This is a genomic window from Thiobacillus denitrificans, from assembly GCF_001530125.1.
GTDB lineage: Bacteria > Pseudomonadota > Gammaproteobacteria > Burkholderiales > Thiobacillaceae > Thiobacillus > Thiobacillus denitrificans_C.
Window position 1 is genome coordinate 40,774 of record NZ_LDUG01000011.1, and the last position, 23,370, is coordinate 64,143.

24 protein-coding genes, 1 tRNA gene and 2 pseudogenes are annotated in these 23,370 nt (G+C 60.9%); 19 read left to right on the forward strand and 8 right to left on the reverse strand.

Annotation, left to right across the window (positions count from 1 at the left end; all coding sequences use genetic code 11):
- Nucleotides 1-52: 52 nt before the first annotated feature.
- Together dnaK and grpE are read right to left on the reverse strand one after the other, a co-directional pair.
- The gene (gene dnaK, locus ABW22_RS03175) at nt 53-1,969 is read right to left on the reverse strand and encodes a molecular chaperone DnaK (protein ID WP_059751890.1); all 1,917 of its coding nucleotides are present in this window, start codon (nt 1,967-1,969) and stop codon (nt 53-55) included.
- An 89-nt stretch (nt 1,970-2,058) separates the two neighbouring features.
- A complete protein-coding gene (gene grpE / locus ABW22_RS03180; protein WP_059751892.1) occupies nt 2,059-2,583 on the reverse strand; it encodes a nucleotide exchange factor GrpE in 525 nt (174 codons plus the stop codon).
- A 296-nt stretch (nt 2,584-2,879) separates the two neighbouring features.
- On the opposite strand from grpE, the gene ABW22_RS03185 reads away from it, so the two are divergent.
- From ABW22_RS03185 to ABW22_RS03210, 6 genes are all read left to right on the forward strand, one after another.
- Complete coding sequence (locus ABW22_RS03185; RefSeq protein WP_059751894.1) at nt 2,880-3,545, forward strand: tetratricopeptide repeat protein; 666 nt, start codon at nt 2,880-2,882, stop codon at nt 3,543-3,545.
- A complete protein-coding gene (locus ABW22_RS03190) occupies nt 3,545-4,180 on the forward strand; it encodes a hypothetical protein (protein ID WP_157648531.1) in 636 nt (211 codons plus the stop codon). Before ABW22_RS03185 ends, ABW22_RS03190 begins: the two co-directional genes overlap by 1 nt.
- Before the next feature lie 110 nt (nt 4,181-4,290).
- A tRNA-Ser gene (locus ABW22_RS03195) sits at nt 4,291-4,381 on the forward strand.
- A gap of 27 nt (nt 4,382-4,408) precedes the next feature.
- Nucleotides 4,409-5,158, forward strand: coding sequence for a glycosyltransferase family 2 protein (locus tag ABW22_RS03200; protein ID WP_059751897.1), 750 nt, complete (start codon nt 4,409-4,411; stop codon nt 5,156-5,158).
- Between the two features lie 15 nt (nt 5,159-5,173).
- Nucleotides 5,174-5,893 carry a TVP38/TMEM64 family protein gene (locus tag ABW22_RS03205; protein WP_059751899.1) on the forward strand — a complete coding sequence of 240 codons (720 nt, stop codon included), beginning with the start codon at nt 5,174-5,176 and terminating at the stop codon, nt 5,891-5,893.
- Nucleotides 5,871-7,475 (forward strand): ArnT family glycosyltransferase, encoded by a 1,605-nt coding sequence (locus tag ABW22_RS03210; RefSeq protein WP_059751900.1) that lies wholly within the window; start codon nt 5,871-5,873, stop codon nt 7,473-7,475. The genes ABW22_RS03205 and ABW22_RS03210 overlap by 23 nt, the downstream gene beginning before the upstream one ends.
- A 6-nt stretch (nt 7,476-7,481) precedes the next feature.
- Here ABW22_RS03210 and hfq read toward each other — a convergent pair whose 3' ends face one another.
- Genes hfq through ABW22_RS03235 form a run of 5 tightly spaced genes read right to left on the reverse strand, consistent with a single transcriptional unit; the run spans nt 7,482 to nt 9,828 of the window.
- The gene (gene hfq, locus ABW22_RS03215) at nt 7,482-7,733 is read right to left on the reverse strand and encodes an RNA chaperone Hfq (RefSeq protein WP_059751901.1); all 252 of its coding nucleotides are present in this window, start codon (nt 7,731-7,733) and stop codon (nt 7,482-7,484) included.
- A 58-nt stretch (nt 7,734-7,791) separates the two neighbouring features.
- Entirely contained in the window at nt 7,792-8,607 is an 816-nt protein-coding gene (locus ABW22_RS03220) for a peptidylprolyl isomerase (RefSeq protein ID WP_059751903.1), read from the reverse strand.
- A gap of 11 nt (nt 8,608-8,618) precedes the next feature.
- Complete coding sequence (locus ABW22_RS03225; protein WP_059751905.1) at nt 8,619-8,882, reverse strand: BolA family protein; 264 nt, start codon at nt 8,880-8,882, stop codon at nt 8,619-8,621.
- Complete coding sequence (locus ABW22_RS03230; protein ID WP_059751906.1) at nt 8,879-9,181, reverse strand: YciI family protein; 303 nt, start codon at nt 9,179-9,181, stop codon at nt 8,879-8,881. Before ABW22_RS03230 ends, ABW22_RS03225 begins: the two co-directional genes overlap by 4 nt.
- A complete protein-coding gene (locus ABW22_RS03235) occupies nt 9,181-9,828 on the reverse strand; it encodes a septation protein A (RefSeq protein WP_059751908.1) in 648 nt (215 codons plus the stop codon). Before ABW22_RS03235 ends, ABW22_RS03230 begins: the two co-directional genes overlap by 1 nt.
- A gap of 119 nt (nt 9,829-9,947) precedes the next feature.
- On the opposite strand from ABW22_RS03235, the gene ABW22_RS03240 reads away from it, so the two are divergent.
- From ABW22_RS03240 to ABW22_RS03255, 4 genes are read left to right on the forward strand one after another with little or no spacing between them, the layout of a single operon-like run.
- Entirely contained in the window at nt 9,948-10,811 is an 864-nt protein-coding gene (locus ABW22_RS03240; protein WP_059751910.1) for a 3',5'-nucleoside bisphosphate phosphatase, read from the forward strand.
- A 6-nt stretch (nt 10,812-10,817) separates the two neighbouring features.
- Nucleotides 10,818-11,441, forward strand: coding sequence for an L-threonylcarbamoyladenylate synthase (locus tag ABW22_RS03245; RefSeq protein WP_059751911.1), 624 nt, complete (start codon nt 10,818-10,820; stop codon nt 11,439-11,441).
- Between the two features lie 5 nt (nt 11,442-11,446).
- A complete protein-coding gene (locus ABW22_RS03250) occupies nt 11,447-12,154 on the forward strand; it encodes a site-2 protease family protein (protein WP_059751913.1) in 708 nt (235 codons plus the stop codon).
- Between the two features lie 36 nt (nt 12,155-12,190).
- On the forward strand, nt 12,191-13,393 hold the full coding sequence (locus ABW22_RS03255) for a tryptophan--tRNA ligase (RefSeq protein ID WP_059751914.1): 1,203 nt from the start codon (nt 12,191-12,193) through the stop codon (nt 13,391-13,393).
- A gap of 211 nt (nt 13,394-13,604) precedes the next feature.
- On the opposite strand, the pseudogene ABW22_RS17160 reads toward ABW22_RS03255, so the two are convergent.
- Nucleotides 13,605-14,839, reverse strand: a pseudogene (locus tag ABW22_RS17160) (IS3 family transposase); the annotation flags it as partial.
- Between the two features lie 96 nt (nt 14,840-14,935).
- Here ABW22_RS17160 and ABW22_RS17165 point away from each other — a divergent pair.
- The 9 genes and pseudogenes from ABW22_RS17165 (at nt 14,936) to ABW22_RS16645 (ending at nt 23,216) form a co-directional block, all read left to right on the forward strand.
- On the forward strand, nt 14,936-15,592 hold the full coding sequence (locus ABW22_RS17165) for a hypothetical protein (RefSeq protein WP_157648532.1): 657 nt from the start codon (nt 14,936-14,938) through the stop codon (nt 15,590-15,592).
- Nucleotides 15,519-15,782 carry a hypothetical protein gene (locus tag ABW22_RS03285; protein WP_162264465.1) on the forward strand — a complete coding sequence of 88 codons (264 nt, stop codon included), beginning with the start codon at nt 15,519-15,521 and terminating at the stop codon, nt 15,780-15,782. Before ABW22_RS17165 ends, ABW22_RS03285 begins: the two co-directional genes overlap by 74 nt.
- 175 nt (nt 15,783-15,957) lie before the next feature.
- Nucleotides 15,958-16,521: pseudogene (locus tag ABW22_RS17930) on the forward strand (nucleotidyl transferase AbiEii/AbiGii toxin family protein); the annotation flags it as partial.
- Nucleotides 16,522-16,530: 9 nt separating this feature from the next.
- Entirely contained in the window at nt 16,531-17,202 is a 672-nt protein-coding gene (locus ABW22_RS16640; RefSeq protein ID WP_237763215.1) for a WYL domain-containing protein, read from the forward strand.
- Nucleotides 17,203-17,286: 84 nt separating this feature from the next.
- The gene (locus ABW22_RS03295; protein WP_237763214.1) at nt 17,287-17,958 is read left to right on the forward strand and encodes a nucleotidyltransferase domain-containing protein; all 672 of its coding nucleotides are present in this window, start codon (nt 17,287-17,289) and stop codon (nt 17,956-17,958) included.
- Complete coding sequence (locus ABW22_RS03300; RefSeq protein ID WP_059751924.1) at nt 17,936-18,364, forward strand: hypothetical protein; 429 nt, start codon at nt 17,936-17,938, stop codon at nt 18,362-18,364. Before ABW22_RS03295 ends, ABW22_RS03300 begins: the two co-directional genes overlap by 23 nt.
- Nucleotides 18,364-21,624 (forward strand): type I restriction endonuclease subunit R, encoded by a 3,261-nt coding sequence (locus ABW22_RS03305; protein WP_059751926.1) that lies wholly within the window; start codon nt 18,364-18,366, stop codon nt 21,622-21,624. The genes ABW22_RS03300 and ABW22_RS03305 overlap by 1 nt, the downstream gene beginning before the upstream one ends.
- Nucleotides 21,621-22,325, forward strand: a complete 705-nt coding sequence (locus ABW22_RS03310; protein WP_059751927.1) for a M48 family metallopeptidase — start codon at nt 21,621-21,623, stop codon at nt 22,323-22,325. Before ABW22_RS03305 ends, ABW22_RS03310 begins: the two co-directional genes overlap by 4 nt.
- A 231-nt stretch (nt 22,326-22,556) precedes the next feature.
- Entirely contained in the window at nt 22,557-23,216 is a 660-nt protein-coding gene (locus ABW22_RS16645) for a DUF429 domain-containing protein (protein ID WP_202813901.1), read from the forward strand.
- Nucleotides 23,217-23,370 lie beyond the last annotated feature (154 nt).

Sequence of the window (23,370 nt, forward strand, 5' to 3'; positions counted from 1 at the left end):
CCGAGAGGGCTTTCACCACTCTCGGCTCTTCACTCTCCACTCTCGGCTGCCTTTACTTGTCCTTCACCTCTTCAAACTCGGCATCCACCACGTTGTCGTCCGCCGCCTGGCTGCCTGTGTCTGCCGACGCACCCGGCTGCGCCTGGGCTTGCTCGGTTTTATACATCTGCTCGGCGAGCTTGTGGCTGGCGGTGGCGAGCGCATTGGTCTTCGCCTCGATGGTGTCCTTGTCACCTTCGTGCACAGCGTCTTCCGTTTCTTTCAACGCGGTTTCGATCGCAGCCTTTTCCTCGGCCGAGACCTTGTCGCCGTATTCGGCCAGCGATTTCTTCACCGAGTGAATCATGCTGTCGGCTGCGTTGCGCGCAGTCGCGAGCTCGACGGCCTTGTGGTCCTCGACTGCGTTGGCTTCGGCGTCTTTCACCATGCGCTGGATTTCTTCCTCGCTCAGACCGGAGCTGGCCTGGATGCGGATCTTGTTTTCCTTGCCAGAAGCCTTGTCCTTGGCCGACACATGCAGGATGCCGTTGGCGTCGATGTCGAAGGTGACCTCGATCTGCGGCATGCCGCGCGGCGCCGGCGGAATCTCGGACAGGTTGAACTGCCCCAGGCTCTTGTTACCGGATGCGATTTCGCGCTCGCCCTGCAGCACATGCACCGTCACCGCGCTCTGGTTATCGTCGGCGGTTGAGAACACCTGCGAAGCCTTGGTCGGGATCGTGGTGTTCTTCGGGATCAGCTTGGTCATCACGCCGCCCAGGGTTTCGATGCCCAGGGAGAGTGGCGTGACGTCGAGCAGCAGCACGTCCTTCACTTCGCCCTGCAGCACGCCGCCCTGGATCGCGGCGCCAACCGCCACCGCTTCGTCCGGGTTGACGTCACGGCGCGGATCCTTGCCGAAGAAGTCCTTCACCGCGTCCATCACCTTGGGCATGCGGGTCTGGCCGCCGACCAGGATGACATCGTCGATCTGCGAGGTGGTGAGGCCGGCATCCTTCAGCGCTATCTTGCACGGCTCGATGGTGCGGGTGATCAACTCCTCAACCAGGCTTTCGAACTTGGCGCGGGTGATCTTGACCGCCAGGTGCTTGGGCCCGGAGGCATCCGCCGTGATGTAGGGCAGGTTGACTTCGGTCTGCTGCGCAGACGACAGCTCGATCTTGGCCTTCTCGGCGGCTTCCTTCAGGCGCTGCAGCGCGAGTACGTCCTTCTTCAGGTCGACGCCCTGTTCCTTCTTGAATTCTTCGGCGATGTAGTCGATCAGACGCTGGTCGAAGTCTTCGCCGCCGAGGAAGGTGTCGCCGTTGGTCGACAACACTTCGAACTGGTGCTCTCCGTCCATCTCGGTAATCTCGATGATGGAAATATCGAAGGTGCCGCCGCCGAGGTCATACACGGCAATCTTGCGGTCGCCTTCTTTCTTGTCCATGCCGAAGGCCAGCGCGGCCGCGGTCGGCTCGTTGATGATGCGCTTGACTTCCAGCCCGGCGATGCGGCCAGCGTCCTTGGTGGCCTGGCGCTGGCTGTCGTTGAAGTAGGCCGGTACCGTGATGACCGCTTCGGTCACTTCCTCGCCGAGGTAGTCCTCAGCGGTTTTCTTCATCTTGCGCAGGGTTTCGGCCGACACCTGCTGCGCAGCCATTTTCTGGCCGCGCACTTCCACCCAGGCATCGCCGTTGTCGGCCTTGACGATCTTGTAGGGCATCAGGCTGATGTCCTTTTGCACTTCCTTCTCATCGAAGCGGCGGCCGATCAGGCGCTTTACCGCATACAGGGTGTTCTTCGCGTTGGTGACGGCCTGGCGTTTGGCGGGCGCGCCGACCAGGATTTCGCCGTCCTCGGTATAGGCGACGACGGACGGCGTGGTGCGGGTGCCCTCGGCATTCTCGATCACCTTCGGCTTGCCGTTTTCCATCACCGCCACGCAGGAGTTGGTGGTACCCAGGTCAATGCCAATAATGCGTCCCATGATGCGTTCCTTCTAAAAAGATTGAATTGATTGAAATGTGGGGGAGGTCGGGCTTAATTCAAGGTCGGGCTTTACTCAAGACAGTGCGCTCAAGCGTCCTTGCCCTTGGCGACCATCACCAGCGCCGGCCGCAGCGTGCGCTCGTTGAGGCGGTAGCCTTTTTGCAGCACCGTCACCACCGTGTTGGCCGGCTGGTCGGACTCGACCACCTGGATCGCCTGATGCTGGTGCGGATCGAACTTCTCACCCAGCGGATCGATGTCGTTCAGGTTGAACTTGGCGAAGGCGGCCGCCAGCTGCTTCAGGGTCAGCTCGGCGCCGTCCTTCATGTTCTCCACGCTCGGCGACTCGGCCGCCAGCGCCGCCTCCAGGCTGTCCTTCACCGCCAGCAGCTCGCTGGCGAAGTTATCCACTGCGAACTTGCGCGCGCGGTCGACGTCTTCCGCCGCGCGACGGCGCATGTTCTCGGTTTCCGCCTTGGCGCGCAGCCAAGCGTCGTGATGCTCGGCCGCCTGGAGCTCGGCTGCTTTCAGCAGCGCTTCCAGGCTCGGCATGGTTTCCTTCTCGGCGTGGGTTTCGGCCGTGTTCGTGTCGGTTTTGAGTTCGTCCTGCATATGTGCTCCCAATTGGCTCTCGCGAAAACTTTGGGGCGGGAGGCGGGTTTTCAAGCCCCCGAATCAAATAAGGGGATAGGCCATCCAGAAAGACGGAATAAAGCGGCGCGCATGGCCGTCATGCTTCCATACAGGAGGGAAAAACCGTGGAACGATCCGTATCAAGGGCATCAGGCCTGGTTCTGGCTGCCATGGCGATGCTTTGTGCGTCCCTCGCCTAGGCAGCGTTTCAGACCCGGGAGGAGGCGCTCACCGCACTGGCGCAATATGACCACCTGATCGCCGCGGCACCTGGCGTGGCCGTGTTCTACACGCGGCGCGGGGATGCCTGCTATGCCCTGAGCGATTTGCACGGGGCCGTGGAAAACTACACGGCCGCCATCCGGCTGGACGATCGTCAGGACGATGCCTATTTCGGGCGGGGCATGGCCCTGGGCCGTCTGGGCCGGGTGGATGAGGGCATTGCCGACCTTGACGTCTATGTCCAGCGCCATCCGGACAGTTCCGTGGCCCATACCAAGCGGGGCGTGCGCAACATCTGGCGCAACAATCTGGCAGAGGCCGAGCGTGACCTCACCCGTGCGATCGAACTGGACCCGGACAATGCGGAAGCCCACGATGACCTGGGGGTCGTATATGCCAAGCACAATCGCATCACCCTGGCGGCCAGGCACTTTGCCACGGCAATCCGCATCGACCCCAGCTACCAGAAGGCCTACCACAACCTGGCCATCTGCTTTCACCTGAGGGGCCAGCCCATGGAAGCGCTGGAGATCGTCGATGCAGGCCTCCAGCTCGACCCCGACAGCCGGGATTCGCTGTTGCTGAAATCGACCGTCCTGCATGCGCTGGGGCGGAAGGATGAGGCAAGCGCCATCGCCGAACATGCCGAATTCCTGCCCGAGAGCAACTGGTCCGAGCGGAGCGAAATCGGCGTCGCTTCAAAACAGGGAGAACGATGATGATGCGGGTTTTTCCGTTTGTCGCGCGCCATGCTGGAGGCATCGCAATGAAGTGCTGGTTGACCGTGTTGGGCCTATGCCTTGCCCTGGCGGCGCATGCGGCGCCGTCTCGTCCGGAATTTCATCGCGCGGTGTACGCCCTGCATGCGCAGCAGATCGCCCAGCATACGGTCCGGACCGAGGAAACGACCGGGGAATACCTGGGCGTCGCCGCTGCCGGCTATCGCTACCGCATTACAAGCTATTACGAAGCGGAAACGGGGCGGCTGCTGTCGCGGATACAGCGGGATGCCATGGTGCCCGAGGCGATTCATATCGCCGAGGTGAATGTTTACGACGCTCATGGCAGGCTGGTACGGGATTTCTTTTCCAGCGCGCCGCCGTGGAAACCGATCCACCCGTCGCACGCGTACATCAACCTGCATCACTACAATGGCCGCCTGCACAGCTTTCGCCAGCATGAGCTTGATGGGGAGGTGAATTACGAGTTTTGTGAGGGTGTACAGGAAGGCAGACCTGTCCGCATTGCGCTGGACTGGGACAGCATAAATGGGAAAGCCAATGCTTCACCCGAATACCGGGCGTGTTTTGACGGCATGAGCAAGGATTGGGCCCAGTACATTGCACCGCACTAATGCTGCCATGGAAAGATGCTTCATAAGCGCCTTGGGCGCCGCAATTCCTGGTTTGCGGCGGTCGTTCAATTTGCCTTAAACCCACCTCTCGATTAGAATGCGGCGCTCCCGGAGAGGTGGATGAGCGGCTTAAGTCGCACGCCTGGAAAGCGTGTTTAGGATAATATCCTAACGCGGGTTCGAATCCCGCCCTCTCCGCCAAACACACTACCGACCGCACAACGCGCAATGCCAAAATATGCCTACCACGGCAGGCTGTCCGTGGTTGTCCCCGTCAAGAACGAGCAGGACAACGTCGAGCCGCTGGTGCGCGAAATCGCCGCAGCGCTGTCCGGCAACACCACGTTCGAAATTATCTACATCAACGACGGCAGCACCGATGCCACCCAGGCACGGTTGCAGGCGCTGAAGGCCGAATTCCCGATGCTGCGGGTGATCCGCCACCGCGAATCGTGCGGGCAGAGCCGCGCGGTAACGACCGGGGTGAGCGCGGCGCGCTACGAGTGGATCGCCACCCTCGACGGCGACGGCCAGAACGACCCGGCCGACATCCCGGCGCTGCTGGCCCAACTGACCAACCCGGCGCAGCCCGCCAACCTCGAATTGCTGGGGGGCTGGCGTGCCCGGCGCAACGACACCTTTCTGCGCCGCCTGTCGTCCAAAATCGCCAACGGCGTGCGCTCGCGCATGCTGCGTGACAACACCCCGGACACCGGCTGCGGCCTCAAGCTATTCGCCTGCGAAACCTTCCTGCGGCTGCCCAACTTCGATCACATGCATCGCTTCCTGCCGGCGCTGGTGATGCGTAACGGCGGCGCCGTGGTGTCGGTTCCGGTGCACCACCGCGCGCGCGAACGCGGCACCTCCAAATACGGTGTGCACAACCGGTTGTGGGTTGGAATTGTCGACCTGTTCGGCGTCGCCTGGTTGCAGCGGCGAGTGCGCCTGCCGCTGATCGAGCCCGATTCCGACCTCTAAACGAATGCGGTCTGGATGAAAGCGCGCGTCATCCTCAAAGGCTTGGCGCTGATGTTGAGCCTGACGCTGCTGGGCTATCTGTTCAATGCAAGCGATCTGGGCAGCAGCGTCAACGAGGCCTGGATCGATGCGCGGGTGCGTGGCCACGGCGTCAACGGCGCCTTGCTGTTTCTGCTGATGGGCGGGCTGTTTACCGCCATCGGCCTGCCGCGCCAGATCATCGCGTTTCTCGGCGGTTATGCCTTCAGCGTCGGGCTGGGTACGCTGCTCGGTGCACTGGCGGCGTTGCTGGGCTGCATGCTGAGCTTTGCCTACGCGCGCTTCTTCGGCCAGGGCCTCTTGCGCGCGCGGCTGGGCGAACGCGCCGGGCGCTTCGACCGTTTCATTCACGATCATCCTTTTCCCATGACGGTGCTGATCCGGCTGCTGCCGGTAGGCAGCAATCTGCTGACCAATCTGGCCGCCGGCATTTCCAGCATCCGGTCAGTCCATTTCTTTTCCGGCACGCTGCTAGGCTATCTGCCGCAGGCGCTGGTGTTCGCCCTGGTCGGCAGCGGCGTTCACATCGCGCCGATGCTCAAAATCGCGCTGGCCATCGGCCTGTTTGTGATCTCCGGCGCACTCGGCGCTTATCTTTATCACCGTTTCCGACACGGCCAGAGCCTCGATCCGCAGATCGATGCCGCGCTGGACGAAACAGAACCTTCACCCCATGAACCTACAACAAAGTCCTGATTCCTCCGGGCGTGGCCTGTTGCTGCTGAGCCTGCTGCTGCTGGCGTTGCTGACCGCGGTGGCGCTGCTGACGCGGCCGCTGACGCCGGTCGACGAAACGCGCTACGTCAGTGCGGCCTGGGAAATGTGGCTGCGCGGCGATTTCCTGGTGCCGTTCAAGAACGGCGAACCCTACAGCCACAAGCCGCCTTTCATGTTCTGGATGTTCCATGCGGGTTGGGCGCTGTTCGGCGTCAACGACTGGTGGCCGCGCCTGGTGCTGCCGCTGTTTTCCGCCGGCGCGCTGGTCCTGACCTTTCTGCTCGCCCGTCGCCTGTGGCCGCAGCATGCCGGCCTCGGCGGACAGGCTGCACTGATTCTGGCGAGCGCGTTGCTGTGGATCCTGTTTTCCACCACGGTCATGTTCGACGTGATGCTGGCATTCTGGGTGCTGGTCGGCATGCACGGCGTGCTTGCCGCCAGCGACGGAAAACGGCGCGGCTTCGTCCTGCTGGGGATCGCGATCGGCATGGGCGTGCTGACCAAGGGCCCAGTCATCCTGCTGAATCTGCTGCCGATCACCGTGCTGGCGCCGTGGTGGAATCCGGGCTTGCGTTGGCGTCGCTGGTTCGGCGGCGTGCTGCTGGCAGTGCTGCTGGGCGCGGCCATCGCCTTGATGTGGGCAATTCCAGCCGGCATGGCGGGCGGCGAGGCCTATCGCAATGCGATTTTCTGGGGCCAGACCGCCGACCGCATGGTCGAGTCTTTCGCCCACCGGCGGCCGTTCTGGTGGTATCTGCCGCTGTTGCCGCTGCTGCTGTTTCCGTGGTTTGTCTGGCCCGGATTGTGGAAGGCGCTGGCGCACCATCGGCGTGCCGGGCTGGATCGCGGCACGCGCTTTTGTCTGGCCTGGATGCTGCCGGTGTTCGTTGCGTTTTCCTTCATCAGCGGCAAACAGCCGCACTATCTGGTGCCTTTGTTCCCAGCGTTTGCACTGCTGACGGCGCGCGTGCTGGCAGACCGCTCGAGTTCCCGCGTGGGTTTGCCGGCGCTGCTGGCAATGGCGTTGGGGGTGGCCCTGATGCTGGCGGCCAGCGGGCAGATTGCTGCACTACACGATCAGGTTGCGGCGTTACCGCCGGTCTGGCCAGGCGCGCTGCTGGTACTGCTGGCGCTGGCGGCCTGGGTGGCCGGGCGGCGGGGTTTCGCGCCAGTGCTGAATCTTGCGCTGCTGGGGGTGGCCACACTGGTGTTGGTGCAGCTGGCCGCCACACGCTCAATCGATCCCATCTACGACATCAAGCCGATGGCGCAGGCGATCAGACAGGTACAGGCAGAAGGCAGACCGGTGGCGAATGCCGCGAGATACCACGCGCAATACCAGTTCCTCGGCCGTCTGGAGGCCCCGCTGGTCGAGCTACAGGGTGCCGAACTGACGCGCTGGCTGGCCGCGCATCCTGAAGCTTATGTGGTGATCTATCTGAAAGACACGCAGAACCTGGACGCGATTTCAGCCCGCCACAAGCAGGCGTATCGCGGGGGGGCAGCCGTTTTGGTGACCGCGCAGGCAGCGGTCAGACTGCTACCCGCTCACGTTGAATAGAAGCGCTTAAGCTTCGGTGACGGCGGTATCGCGCGGCGGCAGTACCACTTCGCGCGAGGGCGAAATGGTCGAGATGGCGTGCTTGAAAATCATTTGCGCGGCCTGATCCTGGCCTTTCAGCAGCACCACGAACTGGTCGAACGATTCGATCCGCCCCATCAGCTTGATGCCGTTGACGAGAAACACCGACACGGGGATACGTTCCTTGCGCAGGGTGTTGAGAAAAACGTCTTGCAGTTGATTATGTTCTTTGGCCATGTTTGGCTCCCTGTCAGGTGAAGTCGGGGCGATGCCCCGCTTAGTCATTATTAGCTGATTATTCGATTTTTGCACCGGTGCGTGCTGCCGTGATGGCGTCGCGGACACGCAATTGCTGCAACTGCTTGACGATTTCACCGCGCACCGCATCCAGCGGCGGAATCGTCGGCTGGCGCGTGTCGTCGAGACGAATGACGTGGTAGCCGAACTGCGTCTTCACCGGCGTTTGGGTGGTTTCGCCCTTTTTCAGGCCGGCCAGGGCGTCGGAGAATTCCGGCACGAACGCGCGGCGGTCGGACCAGTCGAGTGCGCCGCCGTTCTTGGCGGAGCCGGGGTCTTTCGATTGTTTCTTGGCGAGATCCTCGAATTTGGCCTTCTTGCCGAGGTCGGCAATGATCTTTTTCGCTTCGGCTTCGGTTTTCACCAGGATGTGGTGTGCGCGGTATTCCGGTTCAACCGGTCCCGCTTTGGCCTTGTCATAGGTGGCCTGGATTTCTGCGTCGGTGATCGGGTGGGCTTTGACGTAGTCTTCCAGATAGGCCTTGGCCAGTTGATCCTTGCGGCGGATATCCAGCGCGGCGGCCAGCTGCGGGTCCTTGTCGAGCCCCTTGTCCTGGGCGGCGCGCGACAGCAGTTCCAGGTTGATCAGCGACTCGCGCACGCGAGTAGCGAGTTCCGGGGAATCGGGCTGGCCCTGGGCCATTTCACGTTTGACCAGTTCGCCGTACAAGGCAGGGATCTCCTTGCCGTTGACCACGGCCAGCGGCTTGCTGGCGTCAACTGCAGGGGTGGCAGCAGCCGGGGCAGGGGTCTGTGCTTGCGCCAGCGGGGTGAGAGCCAGCAGGACCAGAGCGGGGAGAAGGGCGAGACGCATGGGGATTCCTTTTAAAGTTCTTCCGGGGTTAGGGCGGTAATCGATAGCGCATGAATTTCGCGCTGCATCAACTCGCCCATGGCTTCATACACCAGCCGGTGGCGGGCGAGCGTGGAGAGGTTATCGAACTTGGGTGACACCAGGGTGAGACGGAAATGCCCGCCGCCCGAGGCGGCACCGGCATGACCCTTGTGCTGGGCACTTTCGTCTTCCAGCGTGTAGGTCTCGGGTTCCAGCGCGGCGAGGCGCTGGCGGATCAGATCGGTCGTGCTCATTGAGGGAACACTTTCTTGAACGGTTTCACGCTGACGTTGGCATAGACGCCCGCCGCCGCGTAGGGATCGGCATCGGCCCACGCCTGCGCGTTGGCCAGCGTGTCGAATTCGGCGACGATCAGGCTGCCGGAAAAGCCGGCGCTGCCGGGGTCGTTGCCGTCGATCGCGGGGAAGGGGCCGGCCAGCAGCAGACGTCCGGCCTGTTGCAGGGCGTGCAGACGATCGACGTGAGCGGGGCGGGTGGCAAGCCGCAGATTCAGGCTGTCGGGCACATCCTGTCCGACGATGGCATAGAGCATTATTGCTTTTCTTCCTTGTCCAGTGTGGCTTGATCCAGATCGGCTTGATCCAGATATTTGGTCAGCATCATGCTCTGACCGATCACAAACACCAGCATCAGCCCCAGGCTGCCGAACAGCTTGAAGTTGACCCAGGCGTCAGTCGAGAAGTTGAAGGCGACAATCAGATTTGCAAGCCCCATGACGGCAAAAAAACCGCCCCAACTCGCATTCAGTCGACTCCAGGCGGAGGCAGGAAGTTCCATCTGCTTGCCCATCAGGCTTTTGATGACGTTGCGGCCCAAGGCCGCGGCGCCAAAAATGATGGCCGCGAAAATCCAGTACAGCACGGTCGGCTTCCACTTGATGAAGCTCTCGTCGTGCAGCCATAGGGTGGCGCCGCCGAACACCACGATGATGCCCAGCGTGACCCAAAGCATGGTTTCGACCTTGTGGCCGCGCAGCTTGACCCAGCCGATCTGTCCGAAGCTGGCGACGATGGCGACCAGGGTGGCGAGATAGATGCCGGGTTTTTCGCCGGCGCCCGCGGGCTGCGGCAGGCCCACGCTGGCCATGAAGGCGCGCGCGGCTTCGGCGTTGGCATCGCCTATTTTGTAGGCGATGAAAAAAATGATGACGGGAAACAGGTCGAACAGCAGTTTTTTCATGGTGCTTTTTTCATTCGGATGGCGTTTCGGCCCACTGAAATTCGGGCGACCGCTTATTTTGCTATGATTCCCCCTCCTGACCAAGCGCTTTTGCCCTGGTCGCCCGATCCCGATCATCGATGCTCAATATCGATCTGCATTGCCATTCCAACGTGTCTGATGGTGTGTTGCTGCCCGCTGAAGTCGTCGCGCGGGCCGCGGCCAACGGCGTGCACGCGCTCGCCCTGACCGACCACGACGGTGTGGCGGGGATCGCTGCTGCACAGGCGGCGGCGGACGCGACCGGGCTGACGCTGATCCCCGGCGTCGAAATCTCGGTGACCTGGGGCGGGCAGACGGTGCATATCGTCGGCCTGCGCATCGATCCCGCGTACCCCGAACTGGCCGCGGGCCTCGCCGACATCCGCCTCGGCCGCATCGAGCGCGCCCGCCGCATGGGCGACGATCTGGCGCGGGCCGGCATTGCCGGCGCGTATGAGGGCGCGTTCGACTATGCCGTCAACAAGGAGATGGTGGGGCGCACGCATTTCGCGCGCTGGTTGGTGGCGCAGGGCCACGCGCCCGACATGCGCAGCACGTTCAGGCGCTATCTCACGCACGGCAAGCCCGGCTATGTCGAGCACCAATGGACTTCGCTGGAAAACGCCGTCGGCTGGATCCGCGCCAGCGGCGGCGTGGCGGTGATCGCGCATCCCGGGCGCTATGCGTTCAACGCCCGCGAGCTACACCTGCTGCTGGACGCCTTCCGTGCGCTCGGCGGCGAGGGCATCGAGGTTATCACCGGCAGCCATCATCCTTCCGAGTACGGCAAATTTGCCGACCTGGCGCGCGCATTCGGCCTCAAGGCCTCGCGCGGGGCAGATTTCCACGCGCCGGGCGAGGGCATCGACATCGGCCGCCTGCCCGCGCTGCCGCACTACTGCCAGCCGGTTTGGCAGGGCTGGCCGGAACTGGCGGCCCATCTTTCTCCTTCCATTGCTTGAGGCTTTATGGCGCAATTCTTCAATATCCATGCCGACAATCCGCAGCCGCGGCTGATCCAGCAGGCGGTCGAGGTTCTCAAGCGCGGCGGCGTGATCGTCTATCCTACCGACTCGTGCTACGCGCTGGGTTGCCACATCGGCGACAAGGAAGCGGCCATGCGGCTGCTGTCGGTGCGCGGGCTCGACGGCGGGCACGACCTCACGCTGATCTGCAGCGACCTGTCTGAACTCGGCCGCTATGCCCAGGTGGACAACACCCAGTTCCGCTTTCTGAAGGCGCACACCCCGGGCGCCTACACCTTCATCCTGCGCGGCACCCGCGAAGTGCCGAAGCGGCTGCTGCACAAGAAGCACGACACCATTGGTCTGCGGGTGCCTGATCATCCCATCGTGCAGGCGCTGCTGGCCGAACTGGGCGAGCCCATCCTGTCGTCCACGCTGCTGCTGTACGGCGAGGACGTGCCGCTGACCGAGCCGTGGGAAATCCGTGAACGCCTCGAGCATCTGGTCGATCTGGTCATCGACGGCGGCGCCTGCGGCCTCACCCCGACCACCGTGGTCGATCTGACCACCGATACGCCCTCCGTGGTGCGCTTTGGCAAGGGCGACACGTCCGATTTCGAAGGCTGAGACGAATGGAAGAACTCACGCTGATCGGGAAAATCGCCATCTTCGCCTTGCCGGTGATCTTTGCCATCACCCTGCACGAAGCCGCGCACGGTTACGTTGCGCGCTACTTCGGCGACATGACCGCCGCCGCGCAGGGCCGCATCACGCTCAACCCGCTCAAGCACATCGATCCAATCGGCACCGTCCTGGTGCCGCTGGCGATCCTGCTGACCAGCAAGCTGCTGGGCGGAGGCATGATCCTGTTTGGCTGGGCCAAGCCGGTTCCGGTTAATTTCGGAAATCTGCGCCGCCCCAAGCAGGACATGTTGTGGGTCGCCGCCGCCGGTCCCGGCATGAACTTCGTCATGGCCGTGTTCTGGGCGCTGATGATTCAGCTCGGCCACGCGCTCGGCAGCAGCTTTGCCAGTGAGCCGCTGATGCTGATGGGCGCGGCGGGCGTCTTCATCAACGTCATCCTGATGGCGTTGAACCTCATTCCGCTGCCCCCGCTCGACGGTGGTCGCATTGCCGTGAGCCTGCTGCCGGCCAGGCTGGCCATGCAGTTTTCGCGGCTGGAGCCGTATGGCCTGTTCATCCTGCTCGGCTTGCTGTTCACCGGCGTCCTCGGCATCATCCTGTGGCCGCTCATCAGCCTGTTCATCGGCCTCATCGCGCTCGTCAGCGGCCTTGAACCCGCGCAGCTGGTCGGCCTGATCCAGGTCGTGCTGTCCTGACCCCTGACCCCTGACCCCTGACCCCTGACCCCTGACATGTATTCCGACCGCGTTCTTTCCGGCATGCGCCCCACCGGGCGCCTGCACCTTGGCCACTACCACGGCGTCCTCAAGAACTGGCTGCATCTGCAGAACGAATACCAGTGCCTGTTCTTTGTCGCCGATTGGCACGCGCTGACCACGCATTACGACACGCCGCAGGTGATCGAGGACAACGTGCGCGACATGGTGATCGACTGGCTCGCCGCCGGCGTCGATCCGGCGCAGACGACGCTGTTCGTGCAGTCGCGCGTGATCGAGCACGCCGAGCTGCATCTCTTGCTGTCCATGATGACGCCGCTCGGCTGGCTGGAGCGCGTGCCCACCTACAAGGACCAGCAGGAGAAGCTCAGCGAGAAGGACCTCTCCACCTACGGCTTCCTCGGCTATCCGCTGCTGCAAAGCGCCGACATCCTGATCTACCGCGCCAACCGGGTGCCGGTGGGCGCGGACCAGGTGCCGCACATCGAATTCACGCGTGAAATATGCCGCCGCTTCAATCATCTGTATGGACGCGAACCCGGCTTCGAGGACAAGGCGCGCGCTGCCGTCAAAAAGCTCGGCTCGAAAAAGGCGCGCCTCTACGAGGAGTGCCGCACCGCCTACCAGGAAAAGGGTGATGACGAGGCGCTGGAATCCGCCAAGGCACTGCTGAACGACGCGCAGAACCTGTCGATGAACGATCGCGAAAGGCTGTTCGGCTATCTCGAGGGTTCCGGCAAGATGATCCTCGTCGAGCCCGAAGCACTGCTGACCGAAGCATCGAAAATGCCCGGGCTGGACGGACAGAAGATGTCGAAGTCGTACAACAACACGATTGCCCTGCGCGAAGACCCGGAAGTCATCACCAAGAAAATCCGCACCATGCCGACCGATCCCGCGCGCGTTCGCCGCACCGACCCCGGCAACCCGGCCAACTGCCCGGTGTGGCAATTCCACCTGGTGTATTCGGACGACACGACCCGCCAGTGGGCTACCGCCGGCTGCACCAGCGCCGGCATCGGCTGCCTCGAATGCAAGCAGCCGGTGATCGACGCCGTGCTCGCCGAGCTCGCGCCGATCCGCGCGCGCGCGGCGTATTACGAGGACAATCCCGACCAGGTGCGCAACATCCTCGCCGACGGCTGCGAGAGGGCGCAGGAACTGGCGCGGGATACCATGCGCGATGTGCGGGAGGCGATGGGGCTGACGTTCGGGTGAGTGGGGGTATTGAGGGTGTGGATTCGTTGATCAGGATGAATATAAGGGAGCGCCATGGCCCACCATAAAAAATGGAAGCGCAACTAAAGTGGACCCCTCAGTCAAGACACTAATGCATCGAGTTTAAGAGGGTAGCCTTTGACACGCAGCTGCACGGCGCTGCCCCGGTTTTTGATTCTGTTTTTTCCTGGTGATTTTCTTTTCGCGCAGTGAATTTATCCACAATGCTTGCCCCGCCTCCGCTCGCTGTCCGATAGACCTCATCCGGCGTGCGGTAGTCCAGCGACTGGTGCATTCGTTCCGTGTTGTAAAACACAAAGTATTCCGTCAGTCCCAGCAGCAACTCCGGCAGTGTGGCGTAGCCCTTCAAATACACGTCTTCGTGTTTGACGCTGCGCCACAGCCGTTCCACAAAGATATTGTCCAATGCCCGCCCACGCCCGTCCATGCTGATTGTGATGCCGTGCGTTTTGAGCACGCCGGTTATGGGCGTAGCCCGGTATCCTTTAGGGAAACGCTGCACTGGTGCCCTAAAGGATACCGGGCTACGCCCATAAACTGACAGCCTTGATCGGTGTTGAACATCTCGGGCGCGCCATACGTTTGCAATGCCTGCTCCAGACAGTCCACACAAAAGCCGCTATCGAGCGTGTTCGACAAACGCCATGACAGCACTTTGCGCGAGTACCAGTCGATTATGGGCATAGCCCGGTATCCTTTAGGGCACCGCCACCAGGTACACAAACCCACGCGCCAGGCGGATGTAGGTGATGTCGGTACTCCACACCTGATTGGGGCGATCAATGTTCACGCCGCGCAGCAGGTACGGATACAGCTTGTGCTGCGGGTGCGGGCGGCTGGTGTTGGGGCCGGGCGCCATGCCCGCAAGACCCAATACCCGCATCAGTCGCTGCACCCGCGCCGCGAGGATGCTGTGCCCCAAGCCACGCAGGTAATGCAGGAGCTTGCGGCTGCCGTAAAACGGGCGGCGGGTGTATTCAGCGTCGATCAGTTCCAGCAAGGTCATGTCCGTAGCATCCGGTGTGGCGGCCAACCGGGGTGCGTACACGCTGGAACGCGCAACGCCGGTCAACTCGCATTGCCGGGTCAACGGCATGTGTTCGGCAGTACCCACCCAAAGCCTGCGCACGTCTACTGGCTGATCCCGGACTTTTTTTTGAGCCAGTCCAGTTCCATCTTCAATCGCCCGATCTCGGAATACAGCCGCTCGGGGCTGGCCGATGGGTCAACCGGTTTCGGGCCACGCTTGGCATCAAACAGGCTGGATGCCTGGGCTTGCAGTGCTTGCTTCCACAAACCCACTTGCGTTGGATGCACTCCAAACTCCTGACCAATCTCATTCACGGTCTTGATGCCACGGATCGCTTCGAGAGCAACACGGGCCTTGAACTCACCACTGAAATGCTTGCGCTTCGTTCCACTCACAACCTGCTCCTTTTTAAGGCAGGCTACCATCTTGATTTACTGTCTGGAAATCGGGGTCCACTTTAGCGACACAGTCTATTTCGAAGGGGATGCCTGATGCTGGATTTTGATTTCAACCAAGTACAACTCGTTGAGTTTGGCCTTGGCCGTGACGATGGGAACGGACGAACGTTTTGTTTGATCCCTGTGGATGGCGACGTGCAGGATGCCTTGAAAGAAATGGCTGAAGCAACCTGGGCTGCTATGCAGGGACTAACCGATAATCCGCCCAAGTACGAACCGGCTGAGAAGCATGCTGGCATTGAGTATTTGCATTTGCCGCTGGCTGACGACCTGGCGGTATCAATGCGTGAATTGCACCAAGCAAACAATCTGCCCATCGACGCGCAGGCACTGAATAACCCAGAGAATGTTTTCAGCTACTTTGTGCGATTCACTGATAACCAAGGGCGGCGTTTGACAGCGCTGCGGCGTGCTACGCAATTTAAAGGCATTCTCAAAAATCGCCTGGTTCAGTTCGTGACGAATGCATTGAAAATTGTTGAAGATAACGTCTTTAAACTCGATGCCGACTTTGATCTGCTCATTGATAAAGGTTTCGGTTTCCGATCCGGCCCGGACGATCCTCGACATGCTGGCCGAACCGCGCCTGGGTGGCGGCATCCGTTCGGTGCGGGACATGCTGGCGAACTACCTGCGTTCCGAGACCAAGAACCTCGACCTGTTGATCGACTATGCCGACCGTCTCGGTAACGGTGCCGTGTTCAAGCGTCTGGGGTTTCTGCTGGAGCGGAATGCGCCTGACCAGCGGGCCACCATCGAGAAGTGCGCCCAGCGGCTTACCCAGGGGAATGCCAGGCTCGACCCGAAGCTTGCGGCGGAACGGCTGGTCTCGCGTTGGCGGCTCTGGGTGCCAGAGAACTGGCTGAAGGAGGCGGCATGATCGACCGCCAGGAGCTGTCCGATTTTGCGCGGGAGCTGTCCCTTGCCCTCAATGTGGTGGAGAAGGATTATGTCCTTGGCTGGCTTCTGGCGGGTATCTCCGCCCATGATGCCTTGCCGGGCACTGGGTCTTCAAGGGGGGAACCTGCCTCAAGAAGTGCTACTTCGAAACCTATCGATTCTCGGAAGACCTGGACTTCACCATCACCGAAGAGGGGCAACTCGATGAAGATTTTCTGCTCACGGCGTTTCGTGAGATTTCGGATTGGATTTATGAAGCGAGCGGTATTGAGATTCCGTCCGACCAAATCCGCTTCAAGGTAACCGACACCCGGGGCGGCGGAAAATACGCCGAGGGGCGCGTGTATTACGTCGGCCCACTCCAGCAGCGACGCAACCTCGCCCGCATCAAATTCGATCTGACGACCAAAGAAAAGCTGGTATTGGAACCGGAAGAGCGGGAAGTTCATCACCCTTATTCTGATCGGCCGGAAGCGGGAATTCATATTTTGAGCTACTGCTTCGAAGAGGTGTTTGCCGAAAAGGTCAGGGCGTTGGCGGAACGGGAGCGCCCCAGAGACCTGTACGACGTGGTGCATCTCTACCGCCATGACGAAATCCGTCCCGATCGTTCGGTGATGATGAATACCTTGCGTGAGAAGTGTGCCTTCAAGAATATCCCCGTGCCGAACCGGGACTCGCTGCTGCGGCCCGACGCACGGGGAAAACTGCTCGCCGAATGGGAGGACATGCTCGCGCATCAGTTGCCGGTACTACCACCATTTGACCAATTCTGGGACGAGCTGCCTCTGGTCTTCGACTGGCTGTATGAAGCAATCGAGAAACCAAATCTTAGGGGATTGGCGGCTGATCGACCTGTTGATGAAACATGGCAGCCACCGACAAGGGTTCAATCATGGAAGACCTCCATACCTGTGGTGGAGTCCGTAAGACTTGCCGCAGCGAACCGCTTGTGTGTCGATCTGAGGTATCAGGGGAGCAATAGGCTTATCGAGCCATACTCGTTGCGACGGAGCAAAGATGGCCATCTCCTTCTCTGTGCGGTAAGGCACGAATCTGGCGAATCCAGAACATATCGTGTTGACCGTATTGAAGGCGCTGAGGTTACAAAAGTTTCATTCGTGCCCAAATATCTTGTCGAGTTGACGCCTTCCGGACCAATTCACGCCCCCACAATTGAGCGCATTGATCGAATATTTTCTCCGCCAACCCTTCCGCGAAGCTTACGCAAAGGTGCTGGTGGGAGTGGTGGCCACGGTCCGAAGTACATCTTCAAGTGCTCGGTCTGCGGGAAACAGTTTACGCGGAAATCATATGACGCCACTCTGAACCCTCACAAGAACAAGCAGGGGCATCCATGCTATGGGAGTATTGGCATGTATGTCCGGACGGAGTATTGATGCAGACCATGGCTGAATTCCTCCGCGTCACGCAATCGCTCGAATCCCCGGCACCCTTGTCTTGTACCCAAAAAGGGTATTAACATGCCCGAAATGGGTATAAAGAACACAACCAAACCACTCAAACCGCGTTCCGTTGCGCGGCGCGCCCCTGCTCCGGCGCGGACGGGTATCGCCGATGCACTGTTTTCGGCGACGCAACAGCGCGTGCTGGCGCTGCTGTTTGGCCAGCCGGGGCGCAGTTTCTTTACCAATGAACTGATCGGCCTGGTCGGCGCCGGGTCGGGCGCGGTGCAGCGCGAGGTGAAGCGGCTGGTCGAGAGTGGGCTGGTGACGGTGACGCGACTCGGCAGCCAGAAGCATTACCAGGCCAACCCGGCGGCACCGATTTTCGAGGAGCTGCGCGGCATAGTGACCAAGACGCTGGGGCCGGCGGAAGTGTTGCGTGCGGCGCTGGTGCCGCTGGGCGACGCGGTGCGGCTGGCGCTGGTTTACGGCTCGGTGGCCAAGGGCAGCGACACGGCCCACAGCGATATTGATCTGTTGCTGGTGTCCGATGTGCTGACGCTGGAACAGGTCTATGAGGCGCTGACACCGGCGGAGCAGAAGCTCGGCCGCCGTGTCAGCCCGACCTTGTATAGCGTGGCGGAATTCCGCCGCCGCCGGGCTAGCAGCAATCCATTTCTTACCAAGGTGCTGGCTGGTGAAACCATCCGGCTGACGGAAGACCGCGATGACCTCCTTGCCGCTGGATAACCTGGTCCGCATCGGCAAGCTCAAGGCTGAACCGCCGGCGCAGGGGGAATTCGATGGCCTGGTCCGTTCGGGCCTGGTGCGCCTGCGCGATGCGGAAAACGCCACGCTTTCCCTTGAAAGCCGTTTCGATCTGGCCTACAACGCGGCGCATGCCTTGTCGCTGGCGGCGCTACGCTGGCATGGCTACCGTTCCGAGAACCGTTATCTGGTGTTTCAGAGCCTGACGCACACGCTCGCGCTCGACGCCGCGCAATGGCGGGTGCTCGATCAGGCACACAACAAGCGCAATCTAGCCGAATACGAGGGTGACCTGGATGTGGACGATGCGCTGGTTGAGGCCCTGATCCGCGCGGCGCGGACAGTTGCCGAACGGGTTGCGGCGCTCGGGCCGGTGGCGCAAGGCTGATCCGTGTCGGATATCGCCATGTAGAAAAGCCCTTCCTCGACCAGCTTGCTTCACTTGGCTGGACGGTAATCGACCAAGGTCAAGGCTGTCTCCCAACCAACCCCGCAGCGAGCCTGCGCGCAAACTTCCGCGAGTGGCTGCTGCCCGAGGTGTTCCGTGAAGCGGTGCGCGCGATCAACCGCACCGCCGACGGCATGGCCTGGCTGACCGACCGCCAGCTCGATGATCTGCGCGACCAGATTCTGCGCCAGCCGAACCGCACGCTGCTGGAGGCCAACGAGGCGGTGCAGGCGTTGTTCCTCAAGGCGCAGGTGGACCGCAACGAGGTGACGGGCGAGAGCGACCCAGTTGTGAGTCTGATCGATTTCGCCCGCCCGGAGCGCAACGTTTTCCATGCCATCAACCAGTTCCGCATCGACACGCCGGGCTGCGTGAAGCAGTGCATCATCCCGGACATCGTGCTGTTCGTGAACGGCATCCCGCTGGTGGTGGTGGAGGCGAAGATCGGCGACGCGAACACGGCCAACCCGATGCACGCGGCCTTCGAGCAGTTGCTGCGCTACCGCAACGGGCGCAGCGAAACCCTTGCCGCCGGGCTGCGCGAAGGTGAGCCGCGCCTGTTTCATACCAATCTACTGCTGATTTCCACCTGCGGCGAGAAGGCCACCTACGGCAGCGTGACATCTGGCTACGAGCATTTTTATGCCTGGAAGGACATCTGGCCGGAAAGCAACCGGGCCTATACGCCGCCGCTGGGCGTGGAGCGCGAACAGGAACGGATGATCCAGGGCCTGCTCGCGCCTGCGACCTTGCTGGATGTGCTGCGCACCTGCACGGTGTTCATGGATACGGATTCGGGCAAGCGGGTAAAAGTGGTGTGCCGATACCAGCAATACCGCGCCGCTCATCGCATCATTGAACGCTTGCGTACGGGCAAGACGATGGCAGAGCGCTCCGGCGTGGTGTGGCATACCCAGGGCTCGGGCAAGTCGCTGACCATGGTGTTTGTGGCGCGCATGCTCCGTGCGTCAGCGGACTTGGCGGATTTCAAGATTCTGCTGGTCAACGACCGCGTCGATCTGGAAGTGCAGCTTGCCGCCACCGCCAGGCTGATCGGCGGCAAGGTGAACGTGATCGACAGCACGGATCAACTGCGCGAGCACCTTGCGACGTCTGCATCCGACATCAACATGGTGATGGTGCACAAGTTCATGGAGCGCGCCGAGGCGCTGCCGCTGAAAGTGGCGGAAGCGCTGGCGAGTTACGGCACGGTGCCGTCCGGCCAGACCTTCGGCGTGGTGAATTCGTCCGATCGCATTCTGCTGTTGATTGACGAGGCGCACCGCACGCAAAGCTCGGACTTCGGCGACAACATCTTCGAGGCGTTTCCCAATGCGACGCGTATTGCCTTCACCGGCACGCCGCCGATGCGCGAATTGCACAGCGACCGTTACACGGTGAAGCGCTTTGGCGAATACATCGACACCTACAAACTGCTGATGGACGCGGTGCACGACGGCGCGACCCTGCAAATCCTGTATGAAGGCCGCACGGCGGACACGGCGCTGAAGGACAAGCACGGCTTCGATACCAAATTCGAAGACCTGTTCAAGACGCGCAGCGAAGCCGAACTACTCGCCATCAAGAAGAAGTATGGCGCGAGCGGCGACATCCTCGAAGCGGAAAAGCGCATCGAGGCCATTGCCCGCGATCTGGTGAATCATTACATCGACAACATCCTGCCGGATAGCTTCAAGGCGCAGGTGGTGTGCCATTCCAAGCTGGCGGCGGTCCGCTACCAGAAGTCGATCCGGGACGCGCTGGCCGAGCGCCTGGACAGTGAGCAGCTCAAGCCGAAGCCCGACATCGAGCTGATCCGCCGCATCGCTTTCTTAAAGGCGGCGGTAGTGGTTTCCTCCGACGCCACCAACGAACTGGCGCTCATTACCGAGGCGCGCAAGGAAGCCAAACGCTGGAATGCGGTGGAGAACTTCTGCAAGCCCTTCGACTTCGACGACCCGGACAAGGACCTGACCGGCATCGCCTTTTTAATTGTGTGCGACATGCTGCTGACCGGCTTCGACGCGCCGGTGGAGCAGGTGATGTACATCGACAAGCGGCTCAAGGAACACAACCTGCTGCAGGCGATCGCGCGGGTGAACCGGGTGACGAAGAATAAGCACCGCGGCTTCATCGTGGACTACATCGGTCTGGCAAACCATCTGGCGCTGGCGCTGGCGATTTATTCAAAGGAAGACGCGCAGGACATCCAGGAGGGTTTGAAAAACCTGCTGACCGAGCTGCCGATCCTGGAAGAACGCTATGAGCGCTTGTTGCAGCATTTCCGCGCTGCCGGGGTGAGCGGGATCGATGCCTTCGTCAAGGACGAGCTGCCCACGCCCGAGGCGGAAGTTGCCGTGGTGCATACGGCGGTGGGTGTATTGAAGGACATCAAGCTGCGGGCAGACTTCGATGTGTATTTGAAGACATTTCTGCAGAGCCTGAACCTGATTCTTCCCAATCAGGCCGGGCATCCGTATCGAGGCCCGGCGCGGCGCTTCGGCTATCTGCTGCGCATGGCCAAGGAGCGCTACAAAGACGATACGCTCGACATTGCCGACGCGGGTGCGAAGGTGAAGGCGTTGATCAACGAGCATCTGGTCGAACTGGGTATCAATCCCAGGATTCCCCCCATCGAACTGCTGGCGGACGACTTTATCGCCAACGTGCAGAAGCATGCCCAGGGCGATCCGGAGGCCAAGGCCAGCGAGATGGAACACGCCATCCGCAAGCACTGCACGGTGCACTTCGACGAAGCCCCTGCTTTCTACAAGCGCCTGAGCGAGAAGCTGGAGAAACTGATCCAGGAACATCAGAACAATTGGCAGACGCTGGCCGAGGACTACGAGCAGATTCGGAACGAGGCGATGGCAGGGCGCACTGATGCCATCGAAGGCCTGAGCAAAGAGGCGACAACCTTTTACGACTACGTGGTGCAACTCGCTTTTGACGGCGGTGACGTGCTGCCCGATTCAGCGACGCCTTTGAAGAAACTCATGGCGCGCATCGTGGAAATTTTGCAGGGCACCATCGACATCATCGACTTCTGGAAAAAGCTGAACGAGGTGAAGAAGCTGCGCGGTGAGATCGATACGGAAATCCTGCTTGCCAATATCCCGCAGCTCACCGGCAAGCACGAACGGATTACCGTGGAGATCGTGAAGCTGGCCGAGAAACGCCATGCGGAGCTGACCAAATGAGCGGCTCACGAATCAAAGATATTACCTACGAGGTTTTGCGCAGCCAGCGCTCAACGGCGGATATCGTCATCGAGCGCGATGGTCGCGTGCTTGTCCGTGCGCCCAAATCGATTCCGGATGAGCGAATCGAGGAGATGATCGAGGCCAAGCGTTATTGGATATACAAGAACCTCGCCGAATGGCGCGACCTGAATGCCACCCGGGTGCTACGCGAGTATCGCAACGGAGAAGGCTTTCTTTATCTAGGCCGGTCTTACCGTTTGCTGCTGGTTGCCGACCAGGACGAACCCCTGCTGCCTAAGAACGGGCGTTTCTGCATGTGGCGTGATTTGGTGGATAGGGGAGAGATCGAGGCCGCCAAGGCGGCCTTTCGCGATTACTACATCGCGCGCGGCAGCGAACGTATCCGCCAGCGCGTCGACTACTACGCGCCCAAGGTCGGCGTCGCGCAGCGCGATGTGGCCGTCCGCGAACTCGGCAATCGTTGGGCCTCATGCTCGCCGAACGGAAACCTGGCCTTTCACTGGAAATGCATGATGGCGCCGCAAACCATCATCGACTACATCGTGGTGCATGAGCTTTGCCACTTTCACCATCTCGATCACACCGATGCGTTCTGGAATGAGGTGGACAAAGTGATGCCGGCCTATGGTGAGCGTAAGGAATGGCTGCGCACGCATGGCGCGGGGCTAGATGTTTAGATATGGCCGCGTGGGTGGTGATTCACGTATCTGCGGGAATGTCGAAGCCAAGCGCGTACTAAGGCTATCCATGAAAGAACTTCGAAAGAATAGGGCGCTTGTCCACGAGACCGGTATGGACCCTTCGCTTACGAGGCGCTCAGCCATAATCGCTCGAACCTTCAGATGGCTGTGGGAGCGACATTTCCGTATTGCTTGTGTCTTGGAACGGGCCTCAGCAAAATTTCCGAGATGAGCCCACCGGTTGCTGTACTTGGAATTGACGCCGCGTGGACCGAAAAAGAGCCAAGTGGTGTGGCACTGTTGACGAGGCAGGGCGAACGCTGGCGCTGCCTGCGGGTGGCACCCAGCTATGCGGCGTTTAGCGGTACGTTCTCGTGGGAAGACCCAGTTTGTGGTGGCAAAGCAGATGCCCACAGCTTACTTGCGACTTGTTCTTCTTTGGCTGGACGAGATCGCTTAGCGATTGTTGCGGTCGATATGCCGCTTGCCACACGGCCGATTCAGAGCCGGCGTGTCGCGGATAACTTGGTTTCAATGCAGTTTGGGGCCAGGAAATGTTCAGTGCACTCGCCCAACTTAGAGCGGCCTGGCGAAGTTGGAGTGCAGCTTTGCGAGGCTTTCGTAAAATCAGGCTTTCCTCTTGCAGTGGACAAAGAACGCATCATGCCAGCTTTACTAGAGGTCTATCCGCATGTCGCGCTGCTGAAACTGATGCGTGCGACCGAACGGTTGCCTTACAAAGTGAGCAAGAACGGCAGCTATTCGGGTTGGTATGTGCGTGGATGGCTACGCGTTATCTTGCTGACGAGGCTGTTCCGCTTGGAGATGACACTGGGGCAATTTGGGTTCCAGTTGGTCTATAGGCCGTCCATAAAAAATATTGGATAGTCAGGCCGACGCCCAACGTTAGCGGCCAGATCGAATCTCCTTAAAATGCACCCGTGGCATTCGACGCCAAGGTAGACAGCCGCCCCCATGGGCCGGTGCAAAACATCATGGGTTAACGCCCAGTAAGCGATTGTTTTAATTGGATCTGAGTTAG

Excerpts from the sequence above, each read along its gene's own strand:
- dnaK (WP_059751890.1), bottom strand. The coding sequence starts at position 1,969 with ATGGGACGCATTATTGGCATTGACCTGGGTACCACCAACTCCTGCGTG.
- grpE (WP_059751892.1), bottom strand. The coding sequence starts at position 2,583 with ATGCAGGACGAACTCAAAACCGACACGAACACGGCCGAAACCCACGCC.
- ABW22_RS03190 (WP_157648531.1), top strand. The coding sequence starts at position 3,545 with ATGATGCGGGTTTTTCCGTTTGTCGCGCGCCATGCTGGAGGCATCGCA.
- ABW22_RS03200 (WP_059751897.1), top strand. The coding sequence starts at position 4,409 with ATGCCAAAATATGCCTACCACGGCAGGCTGTCCGTGGTTGTCCCCGTC.
- ABW22_RS03205 (WP_059751899.1), top strand. The coding sequence starts at position 5,174 with ATGAAAGCGCGCGTCATCCTCAAAGGCTTGGCGCTGATGTTGAGCCTG.
- ABW22_RS03210 (WP_059751900.1), top strand. The coding sequence starts at position 5,871 with ATGAACCTACAACAAAGTCCTGATTCCTCCGGGCGTGGCCTGTTGCTG.
- hfq (WP_059751901.1), bottom strand. The coding sequence starts at position 7,733 with ATGGCCAAAGAACATAATCAACTGCAAGACGTTTTTCTCAACACCCTG.
- ABW22_RS03220 (WP_059751903.1), bottom strand. The coding sequence starts at position 8,607 with ATGCGTCTCGCCCTTCTCCCCGCTCTGGTCCTGCTGGCTCTCACCCCG.
- ABW22_RS03225 (WP_059751905.1), bottom strand. The coding sequence starts at position 8,882 with ATGAGCACGACCGATCTGATCCGCCAGCGCCTCGCCGCGCTGGAACCC.
- ABW22_RS03230 (WP_059751906.1), bottom strand. The coding sequence starts at position 9,181 with ATGCTCTATGCCATCGTCGGACAGGATGTGCCCGACAGCCTGAATCTG.
- ABW22_RS03235 (WP_059751908.1), bottom strand. The coding sequence starts at position 9,828 with ATGAAAAAACTGCTGTTCGACCTGTTTCCCGTCATCATTTTTTTCATC.
- ABW22_RS03240 (WP_059751910.1), top strand. The coding sequence starts at position 9,948 with ATGCTCAATATCGATCTGCATTGCCATTCCAACGTGTCTGATGGTGTG.
- ABW22_RS03245 (WP_059751911.1), top strand. The coding sequence starts at position 10,818 with ATGGCGCAATTCTTCAATATCCATGCCGACAATCCGCAGCCGCGGCTG.
- ABW22_RS03250 (WP_059751913.1), top strand. The coding sequence starts at position 11,447 with ATGGAAGAACTCACGCTGATCGGGAAAATCGCCATCTTCGCCTTGCCG.
- ABW22_RS03255 (WP_059751914.1), top strand. The coding sequence starts at position 12,191 with ATGTATTCCGACCGCGTTCTTTCCGGCATGCGCCCCACCGGGCGCCTG.
- ABW22_RS17165 (WP_157648532.1), top strand. The coding sequence starts at position 14,936 with ATGCTGGATTTTGATTTCAACCAAGTACAACTCGTTGAGTTTGGCCTT.
- ABW22_RS03285 (WP_162264465.1), top strand. The coding sequence starts at position 15,519 with ATGCTGGCGAACTACCTGCGTTCCGAGACCAAGAACCTCGACCTGTTG.
- ABW22_RS16640 (WP_237763215.1), top strand. The coding sequence starts at position 16,531 with ATGCTCGCGCATCAGTTGCCGGTACTACCACCATTTGACCAATTCTGG.
- ABW22_RS03295 (WP_237763214.1), top strand. The coding sequence starts at position 17,287 with ATGCCCGAAATGGGTATAAAGAACACAACCAAACCACTCAAACCGCGT.
- ABW22_RS03300 (WP_059751924.1), top strand. The coding sequence starts at position 17,936 with ATGACCTCCTTGCCGCTGGATAACCTGGTCCGCATCGGCAAGCTCAAG.
- ABW22_RS03310 (WP_059751927.1), top strand. The coding sequence starts at position 21,621 with ATGAGCGGCTCACGAATCAAAGATATTACCTACGAGGTTTTGCGCAGC.
- ABW22_RS16645 (WP_202813901.1), top strand. The coding sequence starts at position 22,557 with ATGAGCCCACCGGTTGCTGTACTTGGAATTGACGCCGCGTGGACCGAA.